Origin of the sequence: Saccharothrix deserti (assembly GCF_009769385.1) — a bacterium.
GTDB lineage: Bacteria > Actinomycetota > Actinomycetes > Mycobacteriales > Pseudonocardiaceae > Actinosynnema > Actinosynnema deserti.
On sequence record NZ_ML775961.1, the window covers coordinates 336,592 to 351,108 of the forward strand.

The window sequence follows — 14,517 nt, forward strand, 5'->3', positions numbered from 1 at the left end:
TGTTCGACTGCTCGGTAAGGTGAGCGGGTGGGGGTGCGGTGGTGAGGCGGTCGTTCAAGTTCCTGTTGCGGCCGACCGCGAAGCAGACGCAGGCGCTGTCGGCGATGCTGCGGGACCACTGCGCTCTCTACAACGCGGCGTTGCAGGAGCGGCGGGACGCCTACCGGCACGTGTCGCGAACGACGGTCCGGTACGGGGACCAGTCGGCGCAGCTGAAGGACATCCGCGGGTTCGACCCGGATCAGGCGCGGTGGTCGTTCTCCTCGCAGCAGGCGACGCTGCGCTGGCTGGACAGGGCGATGCGGGCGTTCTTCCGGCGGGTGAGGGCCGGACGGACACCGGGCCATCCGAGGTTCCGGTCGGCGGCGAGGTTCGACACCGTCGAGTTCCCCCGGGACGGGGACGGCTGTCGCTGGGACTCCACCCCGCACGACCCGGTCACCTGCGTACGTCTGCAGGGTGTCGGGCACGTCCGGGTGCACCGGCACCGGCCCGTGCGGGGCCGGGTCAAGACGGTGTCGGTGAAGCGGGAGGGCAACCGCTGGTTCGTGGTGCTGTCCTGCGACGACGTCCCCAGCGCGCCGCTGCCGCCGACCGACCGGCAGGTGGGGGTCGACGTGGGCGTGACGCACTTCCTGACCACCAGTGACGGTGTCCACGTCGCCAACCCGCGCTACCTCAGGGCCACCGCGGACCGGCTCGCCGACGCCCAACGCACCCTGGCCCGGTTCGGTCGGGTCCACCGCGACAGGCGCAGCCGCCGCCACCGCGCGGCGGTCGCCAAGGTCGCCGCACTGCACGGCAAGGTCCGCCGCCAACGCTTGGACCACGCCCACAAGACCGCACTGCACCTGGTCCGCACCGCCGACGTCATCGCCCACGAAGCGCTGACGGTGGCGAACATGGTCCGCCGCCCGTCCCCGCGCCCCGCCGGGGACGGATCGTTCGAGCCGAACCGTGCCGCCGCCAAGGCGGGTTTGAACAAGGCGATCCTGGACACCGGTTGGCGGATGTTCCTGGGAATCCTCGCGCACAAGGCAGCATGCGCCGGTCGCGAACTGATCCCCGTGAACCCCGCCGACACGTCCCGGACCTGCCCGGAATGCCGGCACACCGCCAAGGCCAACCGCCACGGCGAGGACTTCCGGTGCGTCTCGTGCGGGCACACCGGACACGCCGACGTCGTCGGCGCACGCAACATCGCACACAGGGCCGGGCTGGTCCTGCGCGACACCACACCGGTGGCTTAGCGCGAAACCGCCCGCTCCAGCAGGCGGAGGAGTCACGTTCACACCAACGTTCTGGGCCGGACCGCGTTCGCGCGGTCGACGAGAGCGATGCGTTCCTCCGGGGTGTCCGCCAACCGCGCCAACTGCCGGTAGCAGCGTTCCAGGCCCAACCTCAGACCCGACTCGCTCAACTCGCAGTCCAGCAACCGCCCCGCGGGCTTCGAACCGTTGCCCGGCAACGACTCCAACGCCACGCGCAGCAGCTCCGCGGTCAACCCGGCCCGCCTCGCCACGTCCAACTCCAACCCCGACAGCCTCGCACCCGCCGCCATCACGTCCGACAACGCTCCACCCGTCCGCGCAACACCGGTCCCCGCGGCACCGGCTTGGGCCGTGCCGATCTGAGCCGTCCCGATCTGGGCACGCACCGCCGCGACCTGCGCCGCCACGTGGTGGATCGACGTGTCCGGCACCGAGTGCAGCACCCCCACCGCCGCCTCCCGGTCGCCCCGCGCCAACAACACCCTGGCCAGCCCGAACGCCGCCGACACGTACGAGTGATCGGTGCGCCACACCACCTCGTAGAACGCCGTGGCCGCGTCGCCGTCGCCCCGCGACTCCGCGCACACCGCCACCGCCAGCTTCGGCGCCGCCTCACCCGGCAGCACGTCGCACACCTGCTCGAACGCCGCCCGCGCCTGGTCCGCCCGACCGCCCACCAGCGCCGCCACACCCCGGTACCAGCCCGGCCGCCAGTCGTCCGACGCGGGCGTCTGCGGGTCGTCCGGGTCGAACGGGGACGTCAGGTCGTCCAACTCCGCGACCGCCTCGTCCACCCGGCCCGCCTCGATCAACGCCCGCACCACCTGCAACCGCACCTCGACCGTCTGCACCGGGGCCGCGCGCAACGCCGCCACCACCTGATCCGGATCACCGGTCGTCGCCGCCGTCGCCAGGAACCCCGCCGCCGCGTCGGAGGTGTCCACCTGCGGCACCGGCAGCCCCCTGGCCGCCGCCCGCACATCCAGCCAGCCCTCGGTGCCGAACGACCGCCGCTCCGGCGTGAACTGCCGCGACACACCCGGCCGCGGCACGTCGTCCTGCTGCGCCAACACCTCCCGCAGCACACCCGTCAACTGCTCGGCCATCTCCTCGGCCGTGGCGAACCGCTGCTCCGGGTCCCGGTGCGTGGCCCGCTTGAGGAACCGGTGGAACGAGTCGTGCCGACGCAGCAACGGCTGCTCGTCCGGATCGGGCAGCGACTCCTTGTACCGGCCGCGGAAGTCGAACTGGAAGCTCATCACCGCCAGCGCCCGACCCACCGTGTACAGGTCGGAGGCCACCGACGGGCCGTCCGTGCCGATCTCCGGCGCCTGGTAGCCGATCGTGCCGTAGATGGGGGAGTGCCGGTCGTCGATGCGCCGCACCGCGCCCAGGTCGATCAGCTTCAACTGCTCCTCGGTCTGGATCACGTTGTCCGGCTTGAAATCGCAGTACAGCAGGCCCACCCCGTGCAGGTAGCCCAACGCGGGCAGCACCTCCAGCGCGTAGGCGATCGCCTGCGCCACCGGCAGCGACTCGGTGCCGGTGCCGTCGGCCCGCATCTGCTTGATCATGTCCTTGACCGACGTGCCGCCGACGTACTCCATCACGATGTAGTCGACGAGCTCGCCGCTGGTCCGGTCGGCGTGCCGGACGAAGTTGTGGATCTTGACGATGTTGGGGTGCTCCACCTCGGCCAGGAACCGCCGCTCCGCCATCGCCGCGGCCATCGCGTCCGCGTCACCGGAGTCCAGCAGGCCCTTCAGCACCACCCACCGGTCGCTGACCGCGTGGTCGGCGGCCAGGTAGATCCAGCCCAGCCCGCCGTGCGCCAGGCACCCCAGCACTTCGTACTGGTCGTGCAGCACCTCGCCGGGCGCCAGTTTCGGGGTGAACGAGTAGTGGTGCCCGCAGTGCGCGCAGAACCCCTCCACCCGGCCGGGCCTGCCGTCCCGGCTCCGGCCGACCTCCTTGCCGCAGCTGGAGCAGAACCGCTTCGCCTCCGGCACCTCCGGATCGGTCAGCACGGCGACCTTCGGGTCCCGGTACGGCACCCGCGGCACCTCCACCAGGCCCGCGCCCAGCCGACCGCGACCCGACGAGCGGGTCGACGCCGACGCCCGCCGCGACCGGGGGCCGGACGCCGTCGCGGCCGACCACGGCGCCGTCCCGGGGCCCGTGTCACGCCCCGTCGCCGCACCCGTCGCCGTACCCGTGTCCGCGCTGCTGTCGGAACCGCTGTCCGGGCCGGCAGCACCGCCTGCCCCTACGCCGGCACCACCGCTGGCACCGCCGCCCGACTCGACGCCGGCATCACCCGCCGACCCGACACCGGGACCGCCGCCGGCACGCCCGCCGCCCGGCCGGCCGCCCTCACGGTGGCCGCGAGCGGCCGGCGCGTCACCCTGTGGATCCGGTCCGGACCCGGCACCGCGGCCCGCACGTGCACCGCCCGCCGTCCCGCCGCCCGGTCCGGTGTCGGGCGCGGTCGCCGCGAGGACCGGCGCCTCCAACCCGCACACGTCGCAGAAGCCGTCGTCGTCGATCGCCCCGCCGCAGCCGGCTCGTGGACACGTCCTCATCGGGCCTCCGTCCTCGCCAGCACCGCCCGCTGGTACCGCAGCACCGCCACCGTCGCCGCGCCCAGGTCGCACGGCGCGCCGGCCAGCACGTCACGGGCCTGCCGGTGCAACGCCGACAGCTCCGCGTCCTCGGCGAACCCGCGGCCGCCCGCCTTCGCCCGGTAGGCGTCCAACCGGCCGCGCAGCTCCGCGCGCCGGTCCAGCGACCCGGTCAGGTGCGCCAGCACCTCCCGCGCCCGCTCCAGCGCCACACCCACCGCCGTCTCCACGGCGGCCACGTCCGATTCCGCCACATCCGGAAAACGCCGCCGCAGCCGTTCGAGTGCCCCGGCCACGTCACCGCCCGACACCTCCGGGTGGCTCCCGGCGATCTCCGCCACGACCGCCGCCCGCACCTCGCGCGCCCGCGCCCGGATCGACTCCACCTCGGCCACCCGCCGCTCCACGGCCGCCGTCCGCGCGTCGAACGTCCGGTGCAGCGCGCTCAGCTCACCCACCCGTGCGGCGAGGTCCGCCGCCGACGGGTCCGGCGTCAACGGGTCGGCCACCGCGCGGGCGTGCGCCCGCGCCACCTCCGCCCGCAGCCGCTCCGCGCCCGGCGAGTCCAGCCCGGCCAGCAGTCCGGTCAACGGGTCCAGCAGCTCCAGCCGCCGCGTCCACGCCTCGTGCGCCTCCGTCAGCACCGCCGTGACCTCGGCGTACTGGGACTTCATCCGGGCGACCAGCTCGCGCAGGGTGACCCGCTCCGCGACCTGGGCCGGGCCGGTCAAGGTCCGCACCGGCGCCGCCTGCTCGTGCAGCACGATCGCGGGCTCGCGGAGCAGCCGCCCGAGCTCCACCGGGTCCCGCGTGTCCGCGGCCTGCCGCAGCAGCGCCCGGTAGGCGTCGAACCACTCCCACAGCCGCACCATGCCGGCGTTCGTCGCCTGCCACCGCCGTGCCGTCCCACCGGTCAGCGCGGCATCCCGCAGCAACCGGTGACCGGGGTGGTCCTCCATCGCCAACAACGACTCGGCCACCCGGTCGCTCTCCCGCAGCAGGGCCGCCAACTCCTCGTCGAGGGTGTCCATGTCAGTCCCGGTACACGGCGACGGGCGGGGCCGGGGGAGCACCGAGCCACCGCCGGTGGATCGACGCCCACGTGCCGTCCGCGCGCAACCGCTCCAGCAGCGCGTTGACGAACCGCACGAAGTCCTCGTCCGCCTTGTGGAACGCCATCCCGTACGGCTCGGCGGTGAACTGCGGGCCGACCACCTTCGTGTAGGGGTCCTGCGCGGCGAACCCGGCCAGGATCGTGTCGTCGGTGGAGATCGCGTCCACCTGCCCCTGCTGGAGCATCACCAGGCAGTCCGTCCAGTTCGGCACCGACACCGCCACCGGCTTCGACGGCGCCGCCGCCACGTTGGCCAGCGAACTGGACCCCTTCGTCGCGCACACCCGCTTGCCGCCCAACGACTCGATGCCCGTCACCTCCGAGTTCGACGGCACCAGCACCCGCTGCCCGGCGTGGTAGTAGACGGTGGAGAAGTTGACCCGCTGCCAGCGCTCGCAGTTCACCGTCATGGTGCGCACCACGATGTCCACCCTGCGCTCCTCCAGGGCCGGCATGCGCTCGTCGGAGGTCAGCACCTTGAACTGGATCGCGCCCGGATCGCCGAAGATCGCCCGCGCGACCTCCCTCGCCATGTCGACGTCGAAACCCTCCAACTCGCCGGAGAACGGGTTGCGGAACCCCATCAGGTAGGTGTTCTGGTCCACGCCCACCACCAGTCGGCCGTGCGCCTGGATCCGCGCCATGGTCGACCCGCCCGGCATCTGCCCCGGCGTGGGCAACGGGCCCGTCGGGCGCAGGCTCGCCGTGGGATCGCACGACGCGGGCGCCACCGTCGCACCACTGGGCGGCGCGGTCAGCTCCTCCACACCGGCCGGTCGCGGCGGCACCGCCGAGCCGCCGCCGATCGCCGGCGCGCCACTGGGCACCGGCGCGCACGCCGCCAACACCACCGCCAGCACCACGGCCGGCAGCACCGTCACCGCGGGCAGCCGTTTCATCGGTACTCCTTCAGCCGCTGCCACAACCCGAACGTCGAGGCTGCCGCCGCCAGCAACGCCAGCACCACCACCGCGGGCACCGCGCCGCCCAACCCGGCCCGCGCCCGCCCGATCGCGTCGGTCAACTCCGCCCGCGCCGCGCCGATCGCGTCCACCAGGTCCATGTCCAACTCGTCGAACGCCGTGGCCGCGCCCGTCGCGTCCCGACCCAACGCCAGCGTCACCGCCGCCGTGTAGTCGCCGGCGTCGTCGGCCGCGCGGACCTTGCGGTGCGCCTCCTGCCACTGCGCGTGGTGGTCGACCGCCTCGATCAGCGGCGGCGTCCCGGTCGTCGCCCGCGCCCGCGTCAGCAGGTCGTCCAGGGTCTTGTCGACCTCGGCGTAGCGCTTCTCGTACGCCGCGCCGCTGCCCCGCGCCACCAACGTCAGCGTCTCGTCGCCGCGCGCGGTGAGCGTCGCGATCCGCGCCCGTGCCAGCGTGTCCACCAGCGACGCCTCGTTCTTGCTGGCGGAGGCGTTGTAGACCACGACCAGGCTCGCGGTCAGCACCCACAGCAGCGAGATCGCGGTCAACGCGGTCGCCACCAGCAGACCGGGGTTGAACACCCGGTTCGTCTTGCGGGTCAGGTACCGCTGCGCGAACACCAGCACCGCCAACGCCAGCGCGCCCAGCAGGAACTCCAGCCACGGCAGCGACCCGGCGTCCTCCAGGTCGCGCACCACGTCCCCGGTCTCCACCTCGTACAGGCCCTGCGCGGCGGGCAGCATCTGCTCCCGCATCAGCGTGGACGCCTCCCGCAGGTACGCCGCGCCCACCGGGTTGCCCTGCCGGTTGTGCGCGCGGGCCGTCTCGACCAGACCCGTGTACACCGGCAACTGGCCCGACAGCGTGGACAGCGACTCGGTCAGCTCGGGGGAACGGGTGATCTCGCTGGTCGCCGCCGACAACGCCGCGGCCGCCTTCGCCACGTCGGCCTCGTACCGCTGCCGCAGCACCGCCGACTCCACACCACCGGACAGGAACGCGCTCGACGCCGTGGCGTCCGCGTCCGCCATCGCCCGGTAGACCTCCTGGGCGGCGAACGCCAGCGGCTCACTGCGGTCGGCCAACGCCTCCAACGCGTCCGACCGGCGCTGCACCGCGCCCGCCGTCAACGCCCCGACCAGCAGGCTCACCACGATCAGCAGCAGGGCCAGCAGGCTCAGCCGACCCGGCGTGCTGCGGGCCAGACCGGTTACCCGGCGCAGGGCACCGCGATTCCGCTGAGCCTCGACCAGCACGACCGCCTCCTTCCCGAGGTGATCGGCGCCACTCGCCGCACCGTTAGCGTAGATCGAAATCCACCAATCAGGACGCGATTGGACCGAACCGGCCCGCCGGCCGCTGCTACTGGCCTGATCTTTTCGGGGGTTGGCCAACCGGCCGCTGGCCGAACCCGGACACATCGACGACGATCGAAGTCATGAGTTCAATGCGCGCCATCAGCCAGACCCGACTCGGCGGCCCGGAGGTGCTGCACGAGGTCACCCTCCCCAAACCCCAACCCGGCCCCACCGAGGTCCTGGTCAGGGTCCACGCCGCCGGGGTGAACCCGGTCGACGCGAAGACCCGCCAGGCGCCCAACCTGCTCGGCGAACCACCGTTCGTGCTGGGCTGGGACGTGTCCGGCGTGGTCGAGGAGGTCGGCTACGGGGTGACCGTGCACCGGCCCGGCGACGAGGTCTTCGGCATGCCGCTGTTCCCGCGCCAGGCCGGCGCTTACGCCGAGTACGTCGTCGCACCCTCCCGCCACTTCGCCCGCAAGCCGAGCACGCTGGACCACCCGCACGCCGCCGCCCTGCCGCTGGTCGGCCTCACCGCCTGGCAGAGCCTGGTCGAGACCGCCGACCTCCGAGCCGGTCAACGGGTCCTCGTGCACGCCGCCGCGGGCGGTGTCGGGCACGTCGCCGTGCAGATCGCCAAGGCCCGGGGCGCCCACGTCATCGGCACCGCCAGCGCCGGCAAGCACGACTTCGTCCGCAGCCTGGGCGTCGACGAGGTCGTGGACTACACCGCGGTCGACTTCGCCGACGCGGTGCGGGACGTGGACGTCGCGTTCGACACCGTCGGCGGCGACATCGCGGCCCGTTCCGTGCCCACGGTCAAGGACGGCGGGATCGTGGTGACCATCCTCGGCGGCGGCTACGGCCAGTTGGTCGAGGCCGCGGGCACGCGCGTCCGCACCGCCGTCGTGCTGTGCGAACCGGACCGGCACGGGCTGCTCGCGCTGGCCGAACTCGCCGAGAACGGCGTGCTGCGCCCCGAACTGGACTCGGTGCTGCCGCTGGCCGAGGCCGCCAAGGCGCACGAGTTGATCGACTCCGGCCACACCAAGGGCAAGATCGTGCTCACCGTCGTCTGAGCCGGTCCCGCACGTCCATCAGGGCCTCACCCAGCAGGTTCAGGCCCAACCAGGTGCTCGGGTCGGCCGCGCGCCCGTCGTCCGCGGCCAACCCGATGCCCCAGACCCGGTCCAACGGGCTCGCCTCCACCAGCACCCGGTCCCCGGTGCGCAGCAGGTAGTCCCGCAGGTCGTCGTGCGCGCCGAACTTCGCCAGGTTCCCGCGCACCACGATGTCCAGCCGCGCGGCCGCCCACGCGTCCTCGTCGAACCCGCGCACCTGGCGGCCCAGCGCCTTCGCCTCACCGGGCGTGCGCGCCGCGAGCACCCGGGCGGCGGTGTCCTCGTCGCCGAACAGCAGCGCCTTGCCGCACATCATGAAGTGCTCGGCGGTCCGGTAGGTCCGCCCGTCCACCGTGAACGGCGCCTCCCACCACTGGCTGAGGCACTGCTTGCCGACCGGCGCGCCGGGCCGTGCCTCGTGGCCCCAGAAGAACAGGTACTTCGCCATGGGGTAGACGGTGTCACACGGCAACCTCGCCCCAGCCCGCACGTCCTGCTCATCATGCGAGTGATCATCGTGTTCGCCGCCGTCCTGGCCTACCTGGGAGGCCGCCCGGTCCTCCACCGGTGAGGGCGAGTCCGCACGATGACGCTGCGCGGAGTCGTCTTCACCGCCCTCGCCGCCTGGCTGCACGACCACCCGGCGGGGTTCAAGGGTTAGCGCGGCGGCAGGGGCAACGGCAGCGCGGGCAGCCCGTCCATGCTGACCGCGTTGTAGTCCTTGCTCTCGCAGTAGGCCGCGAATTCCTCGTCGGACTTGCGGCCGAAGTAGTCCTCGTGCAGCGTCCGCTCACCCCGGTAGTCCATGAACGGCACGGCGAACCCGCAGGTGTCGCTGATCAGCTTCGCGGTCACCACCACGACCGCGCGCAGCGCGGGCCCGTCCGCCTCGCCGAACCCGGCCACCAGCTCGGGGAACCTCGGGTCGTCGCGGAACACCGGCTCGCCCGTCCCGTGCACCCGCACGATGTTCGGCGGACCGTCGAACGCGCACCACATGAGCGTGATCCGGCCGTTCTCCCGCAGGTGGGCGATGGTCTCCGCGTGGCTGCCACCGAAGTCCAGGTACGCCACCCGCTGGTCGTCCAGCACCCGCCAGGTGCCCTTGCGGCCCTTCGGCGACACGTTCACGTGCCCGTCGGCCGACAGCGGCGCGGTGGCGGTGAAGAACACCGGCTGTTCCTCGATGAACTCGCGCAGACGTCCTTCGATCCGTGCATAGGTTTTCCCCATGCCGCCAGTATCGCCGCCCGCGTCACTCGCCGACGACCCGGTATCGCTTGACGCCGGCCTTCTTGAGAGCGGGGAACGACTGGACGCGTTGCCACTCGGGCGCGAGACCGACCGAGCCGTTGCCGCGCGCCAACGCGTCCTTGTGCGCCTGGGCCGACGTCCACTCGGCGTAGTTCAGCATCCGCATCCCGTCCTCGCTCACGTGGAAGGTCGCGGAGATCCCGCCGGGGTGCGGCACCTCGTCGGCCGCCAGCGCCGCGAACACCAGGTCGATCCACTCCTCGGCGACGTCGGGCCGGTCGAACTCCGCCGTCACCAGCACCACGCACCCCACCGGCCGCTCCGGCTCGGCCAGGCCACCGGACCGGTAACGGCGGTAGGCGACCGCCCCGTCCACGTTCGCCGGGCCGGACCACTGCGAGTAGGTGACGACGTCGCCGCTGTCGAGGTGCTCCAGCCACCGCACGTCCAGCAGGCCGTCGGGACGCGGTTCGAACGGCACACGGCCGTGGTTGACGAGCACGAGCTTGGCGTCTTCACGAGTCAGATCCATGCCACCGACGCTACGGTCGGCGCCCGTGCGGCCGCATCCGTCAGGTGACTGGTGAAACGTTGTTGCAAATGCTTGGCGACAACACCAGACTCCCTCCATGGCACCCGAGATCCGTCGCTCCCTGGTCCAGCACTCCCGGCTCCGCCAAGACCCGCACTCGGTGCTGCGCCGACTGCTCGAACGAGTCCCGCCGGGCACCCGCCTCGACGAGCCGACCAAGGAGCTGGAGCAGCGGATCGCCGACCTGCTCGGCAAACCGGCCGCGCTGTTCTTCCCCTCCGGCACGATGGCACAGCAGACCGCGCTGCGCGTGCACGCCGAGCGCACCGGCCGCCGCACGTTCGCCGCGCACCCCCAGTGCCACCTCGCGGTGTGGGAGGAGGAGGGCTACAACGCGGTGCACGGCCTGCGCCACCGGATGGTCGGTGACCACAACGGTCTGATCACCCTCGACGACCTCGCCGAGGTCCGCGAACCCATTGCCGCGCTGCTGCTGGAGCTGCCGCAGCGGGACATCGGCGGCCTCCTGCCCACCTGGGAGGACCTGGTCGCGCAGACGAAGTGGGCCCGCGACGGCGGCGCGGCGGCGCACATGGACGGCGCCCGGCTGTGGGAGGCGCAGACCTACTACGAGCGGCCGTTCGCCGAGATCGCCGACCTGTTCGACACCGTCTACGTCTCGCTCTACAAAGGGCTAGAAGGCACCCGCGGCGCGGTGCTCGCGGGCGACCAGGAGACCATCGACACCGCGTCGGTGTGGCGGCGCAGGCTCGGCGGCGCGACCCCGGACGCCTGGCCGCCCGCCGTCACGGCCCTGATGGGGTTGGACGAGGTGCTGCCGAGGATGGCCGAGTTCCGCGACCACGCCCGCGCCATCGCCGCCGCGATCAACGCCGACGGCTACGCCCGCACCCAACCCGAGGTGCCGCAGACGCCGCTGTTCCACATCCACCTGCCCGCACCGAAGGACGCCGTCGCGGCGGCGGCGAAGCGGATCCTCGAGGAGACCGGCATCGAGCTGCCGCAGCGACCCAAGGCGTCGTCCGATCTGACGCGGTGCAGCATCGAACTGACCGTCGGCGTGGTGTCGCTGGACTTCACCCCGCAGGAGGTAGCCGAGCTGATCCGGCAACTGCGCTGATCCGGCAACCGACCCGAGCCGGTGACCGCGTCGAGCCCGGTGGCGCCGATCCGGCAGCTGACGACCGGGTAACCGGCTTGAGCCTGCGACCGCGTCGAGCCGGCGGCGCTAATCCGGTGACTGGGCTGGGCCGGTGACCGCGTCCAGGCGGCGGCGCAGCAGGTCGCGTTCGGCGGCGTTCCCGGCCAGGTCCAGCGCACGCCGGTAGGCCTCGGCCGCCGCCGAATCGCGGCCGAGACGGCGCAGCAGGTCGGCGCGGATGGCGTGGAACAGGTGGTAGCGGTCCATCGGGGAGTTCTCCGGCGCCAGGCCCTCGACCAGCGCCAACGCCGCCTCCGGCCCGTCGACCTCGGCCACCGCGACGGCCCGGTTCAACGCAACCACCGGCGTCGGCGTCAACGCCAGCAGGTGGTCGTACAGCTGCACGACCTGCGCCCAGTCCGTGGGCGGCGGGTCGCTGTGCACCGCGTTGATCGCCGCCTGCACCTGGTACGGGCCGGGCCGGTTGCGGCGCAGGCACCGCCGCACCAGCTCCCGGCCCTCGGCCAGCATCGCCCGGTCCCACAAGGACCGGTCCTGGTCGGCCAACCGCACCAAGCCGCCGTCCGTGCCGGTGCGCGCCGGACTCCGCGCGTGCAGCAGCAGCATCAACGCCAACAGCCCCAGGACCTCCGGCTCGTCGGGCATCAACTCCGCCAGCACCCGCCCGAGCCGCACCGCCTCCGCGCACAGGTCCTCGCGCACCAGCGCGTCACCCGAACTGGCCGAGTAGCCCTCGTTGAACACCAGGTACACCACCGCGAGCACGGCACGCAGCCGGTCCGGCAGCTCCGCCTCGCCCGGCACCCGGTACGGGATCCGCGCGTCCCGGATCTTCGCCTTCGCCCGCACCAGCCGTTGCGCCATGGTCGCCTCCGGCACCAGGAACGCCCGCGCGATCTCCGCCGTCGACAACCCGCCGAGCAGCCGCAACGTCAACGCCACCCGTGCCGGCGGGTTCAACGCCGGGTGACAGCACGTGAAGATCAGCCGCAGCCGCTCGTCGCCCACCGCGTCCACCTCGAAAGCCTCGTCCTCGGCGTGTTCCCCACGGGCGTGCAGCAGCGCGGCCTGGGCGTACTTGTCGTCGCGCGACGACTCCCGGCGCAGCCGGTCGATCGCCCGGTTGCGGGCCGTGGTGATGATCCACCCCGCCGGGCTCGGCGGTACCCCGGTCTCCGGCCAGCGGCGCACGGCCTCGACGAACGCGTCCTGGACCGCCTCCTCGGCGATGTCGATATCGCCGAAGACGCGGACCAGGACGGCCACCGACCGGCCGTACTCGGCCTGGAAGACCTGTTCGACCGGGGTCACGTCAGCCGGGGAAGTCCTGGAACGGCCGCACCTCGACCGGCAGCGTGCACGCCACGCTCATCCGGCGCCCCCACTCCAGCGCGGCGTCCAGGTCCGGCACGTCGATGATGCTGAAGCCGCCGATGTGCTCCTTCGACTCGGTGAACGGGCCGTCGGTGACGATCACGTCGCCGTTCTCCTGCGGGCGCAGCGTGGTCGCCGTGTCCGGCGCGTGCAGGCCGCCGGCGAACACCCACACGCCGGCCGACCGCATGTCCGCGTCCACCGCCTCCACGTCCTTCATGATCCGATCGAGCACTTCCGGCTCCGGGATGCCGTAGCCGGTCGGCTCGATCACGCTGATCAGGTACTGGGTCATCTCGTCCTCCTCAAGTCGGGGTTCCTGCCCTCTACACGAACGGCCGACGACCCGATCGACACGACGCCGGGAAAAATTCTCAGACGATTTCCGAGGCCGGCCCCAGCCGGGTGTGAAACTCGGACCGGTTCACCCCGAACGCGCGGACCTCCACCCGCACCCACCCGGCGGCGGTTCGGGCACCGGCACCTCCACCACGGCCAGGTTCTCCGCCGGACCCGGCCCGCTGAGCACGACGGCCCGCATGGTCCCGGTCATCCGTGGTGCTTCAAGACCGCGTTGAGCATCCGCGCCAGTTCCTCCCGCTCGGCCGCCGACAGCGGCGCCAGCAGCGCGTCCTGCGCCTGGCCCAACACTTGGTCGAGATGGCGCAGGTGGGCTTCACCCGATGGGGTGATGTTCACGATGTTGCGCCGCCTGTCCGCCGGATCCGGCCTGCGCTCGACGAACCCCCTGTCCGCCAACTCGTTGACGGTGGCCACCACGTCACTGCGGTCCAGGCCGCCCCGTCGTCCGAGGTCCGCCTGGCTGGCCGGTCCGAACTCCTCGAGCGCCGCCATCAGCGAGTAGTGGTAGCGCCGCGCACCGACCGCGCCCAAGGCGTCCGTCACGAGCCGGTGCGCGTGGGTCGTGGCCTGACCGAGCAGCCAGGTCGACGTGCTGCGCAGCCGCTGGGGCGTCATCCTGGTCTCCATGCCGCCGCAGTCTACCGACTTGTTGGCCATACCAACGATTACCCCGACCGCACTCAACGACCGTGGACCGGGACGGCGGCACCCGTCCACCGGAACCCGAACCGACGAAAAATGTTCGACAATCTCGGACGACCCTGCGTCGTCGGCGATTCACCCCGGTGAGTGTGCTTTTTCGGTCCACCGGGACCCGACCGGATCACCTCGTCGCGATAACACTTGGTGCGGCGTCCGCGCCGAGCGCGACGTGTGGAACTGATTTCGAGTCCCACGTTTAGGTGCTACCCGGCCAGGAACGGCCGGAGTCGATTTATCACAAGACATGGAGTTTCGATAATGAAAAAGGTCCGACTCGTTGCGGTGGGGTTCGCCGCACTGCTCGCACTGTTCTCGCTTTCCGGCATCGCCCAGGCGTCCACGGCCCTCAGCCCGGCCACCGGCGCTGTCGCCGAGGTGGCATTCGCGCAAGCCGACACCCGGACGGCCACCGATGACGCGACACGGGGAAAGAAAGATTGCGGCGAATGGCACAACAAGCACGTCAAGGTGACCTGTGACTTCGACGTCAAACCCGTTAGAGTGACGATCAAGGTCTTCATCTACGGGAAGCTGGTCAAGGAGTGGACCCTGAAGAAGGACGACAGGGTCTGCGTGGAAAAGCACGGCAAAAAGGTCTGCGTGAAGATCGATTTCGACCGCAAGGACAAGTGCTTCAAGGTCACGATCAACCACAACGGCGAGCAGGTGTGGAAGAAGGAGACCTGCTGGAAGGACTGACGTAAGTGGTGGGGGCAGGCCGGGGGCCCGCAGTCCACCCCCCCGGGCCGATCCCGCCCGCC

Annotated in this window: 15 protein-coding genes; 4 read left to right on the forward strand and 11 right to left on the reverse strand. The window is 72.0% G+C overall.

Translation table 11 applies throughout. The features are described from left to right. Positions 1-41 precede the first annotated feature (41 nt). The gene (locus FM051_RS06290; protein WP_158841582.1) at positions 42-1,250 is read left to right on the forward strand and encodes an RNA-guided endonuclease InsQ/TnpB family protein; all 1,209 of its coding nucleotides are present in this window, start codon (positions 42-44) and stop codon (positions 1,248-1,250) included. A 38-nt stretch (positions 1,251-1,288) separates the two neighbouring features. Here the strand turns inward: FM051_RS06290 and FM051_RS06295 are convergent, their stop codons facing one another. From FM051_RS06295 to FM051_RS06310, 4 genes are read right to left on the reverse strand one after another with little or no spacing between them, the layout of a single operon-like run. Next, complete coding sequence (locus FM051_RS06295) at positions 1,289-3,853, reverse strand: serine/threonine-protein kinase (RefSeq protein ID WP_158841584.1); 2,565 nt, start codon at positions 3,851-3,853, stop codon at positions 1,289-1,291. Next, a complete protein-coding gene (locus FM051_RS06300; protein WP_158841586.1) occupies positions 3,850-4,923 on the reverse strand; it encodes a hypothetical protein in 1,074 nt (357 codons plus the stop codon). Before FM051_RS06300 ends, FM051_RS06295 begins: the two co-directional genes overlap by 4 nt. Position 4,924: 1 nt before the next feature. Further along, a complete protein-coding gene (locus FM051_RS06305; protein ID WP_158841588.1) occupies positions 4,925-5,905 on the reverse strand; it encodes a glutamate ABC transporter substrate-binding protein in 981 nt (326 codons plus the stop codon). Continuing rightward, the gene (locus FM051_RS06310; RefSeq protein WP_238412165.1) at positions 5,902-7,185 is read right to left on the reverse strand and encodes a hypothetical protein; all 1,284 of its coding nucleotides are present in this window, start codon (positions 7,183-7,185) and stop codon (positions 5,902-5,904) included. Before FM051_RS06310 ends, FM051_RS06305 begins: the two co-directional genes overlap by 4 nt. A gap of 191 nt (positions 7,186-7,376) precedes the next feature. Here FM051_RS06310 and FM051_RS06315 point away from each other — a divergent pair, with 191 nt between their 5' ends. After that, positions 7,377-8,306: an NADP-dependent oxidoreductase gene (locus tag FM051_RS06315; protein WP_202918718.1), complete on the forward strand. Its 930-nt coding sequence runs from the start codon at positions 7,377-7,379 to the stop codon at positions 8,304-8,306. On the opposite strand, the gene FM051_RS06320 is transcribed toward FM051_RS06315, so the two are convergent. The 3 genes from FM051_RS06320 to FM051_RS06330 form a co-directional block, all read right to left on the reverse strand. Then, the gene (locus tag FM051_RS06320) at positions 8,293-8,796 is read right to left on the reverse strand and encodes an NADAR family protein (RefSeq protein WP_158841590.1); all 504 of its coding nucleotides are present in this window, start codon (positions 8,794-8,796) and stop codon (positions 8,293-8,295) included. The two genes, FM051_RS06315 and FM051_RS06320, sit on opposite strands and share 14 nt — an antisense overlap. Positions 8,797-9,005: 209 nt before the next feature. Then, positions 9,006-9,581 (reverse strand): pyridoxamine 5'-phosphate oxidase family protein, encoded by a 576-nt coding sequence (locus FM051_RS06325; protein ID WP_158841592.1) that lies wholly within the window; start codon positions 9,579-9,581, stop codon positions 9,006-9,008. 22 nt (positions 9,582-9,603) lie between these two features. Continuing rightward, a complete protein-coding gene (locus FM051_RS06330; protein ID WP_158841594.1) occupies positions 9,604-10,134 on the reverse strand; it encodes an antibiotic biosynthesis monooxygenase in 531 nt (176 codons plus the stop codon). Positions 10,135-10,231: 97 nt separating this feature from the next. On the opposite strand from FM051_RS06330, the gene FM051_RS06335 reads away from it, so the two are divergent. Beyond that, on the forward strand, positions 10,232-11,275 hold the full coding sequence (locus FM051_RS06335; RefSeq protein WP_158841596.1) for a threonine aldolase family protein: 1,044 nt from the start codon (positions 10,232-10,234) through the stop codon (positions 11,273-11,275). A 108-nt stretch (positions 11,276-11,383) separates the two neighbouring features. Here FM051_RS06335 and FM051_RS06340 read toward each other — a convergent pair whose 3' ends face one another. The 4 genes from FM051_RS06340 to FM051_RS06355 form a co-directional block, all read right to left on the reverse strand. Further along, positions 11,384-12,628, reverse strand: a complete 1,245-nt coding sequence (locus tag FM051_RS06340; protein ID WP_158841598.1) for an RNA polymerase sigma factor — start codon at positions 12,626-12,628, stop codon at positions 11,384-11,386. 1 nt (position 12,629) lies between these two features. Then, on the reverse strand, positions 12,630-12,986 hold the full coding sequence (locus FM051_RS06345; protein WP_158841600.1) for a YciI family protein: 357 nt from the start codon (positions 12,984-12,986) through the stop codon (positions 12,630-12,632). A gap of 129 nt (positions 12,987-13,115) precedes the next feature. Then, a complete protein-coding gene (locus FM051_RS53030) occupies positions 13,116-13,244 on the reverse strand; it encodes a hypothetical protein (RefSeq protein WP_274383485.1) in 129 nt (42 codons plus the stop codon). Next, complete coding sequence (locus FM051_RS06355; protein WP_158841602.1) at positions 13,241-13,681, reverse strand: MarR family winged helix-turn-helix transcriptional regulator; 441 nt, start codon at positions 13,679-13,681, stop codon at positions 13,241-13,243. The genes FM051_RS53030 and FM051_RS06355 overlap by 4 nt, the downstream gene beginning before the upstream one ends. Before the next feature lie 333 nt (positions 13,682-14,014). On the opposite strand from FM051_RS06355, the gene FM051_RS06360 reads away from it, so the two are divergent. Next, on the forward strand, positions 14,015-14,455 hold the full coding sequence (locus FM051_RS06360) for a hypothetical protein (protein WP_158841604.1): 441 nt from the start codon (positions 14,015-14,017) through the stop codon (positions 14,453-14,455). Positions 14,456-14,517 lie beyond the last annotated feature (62 nt).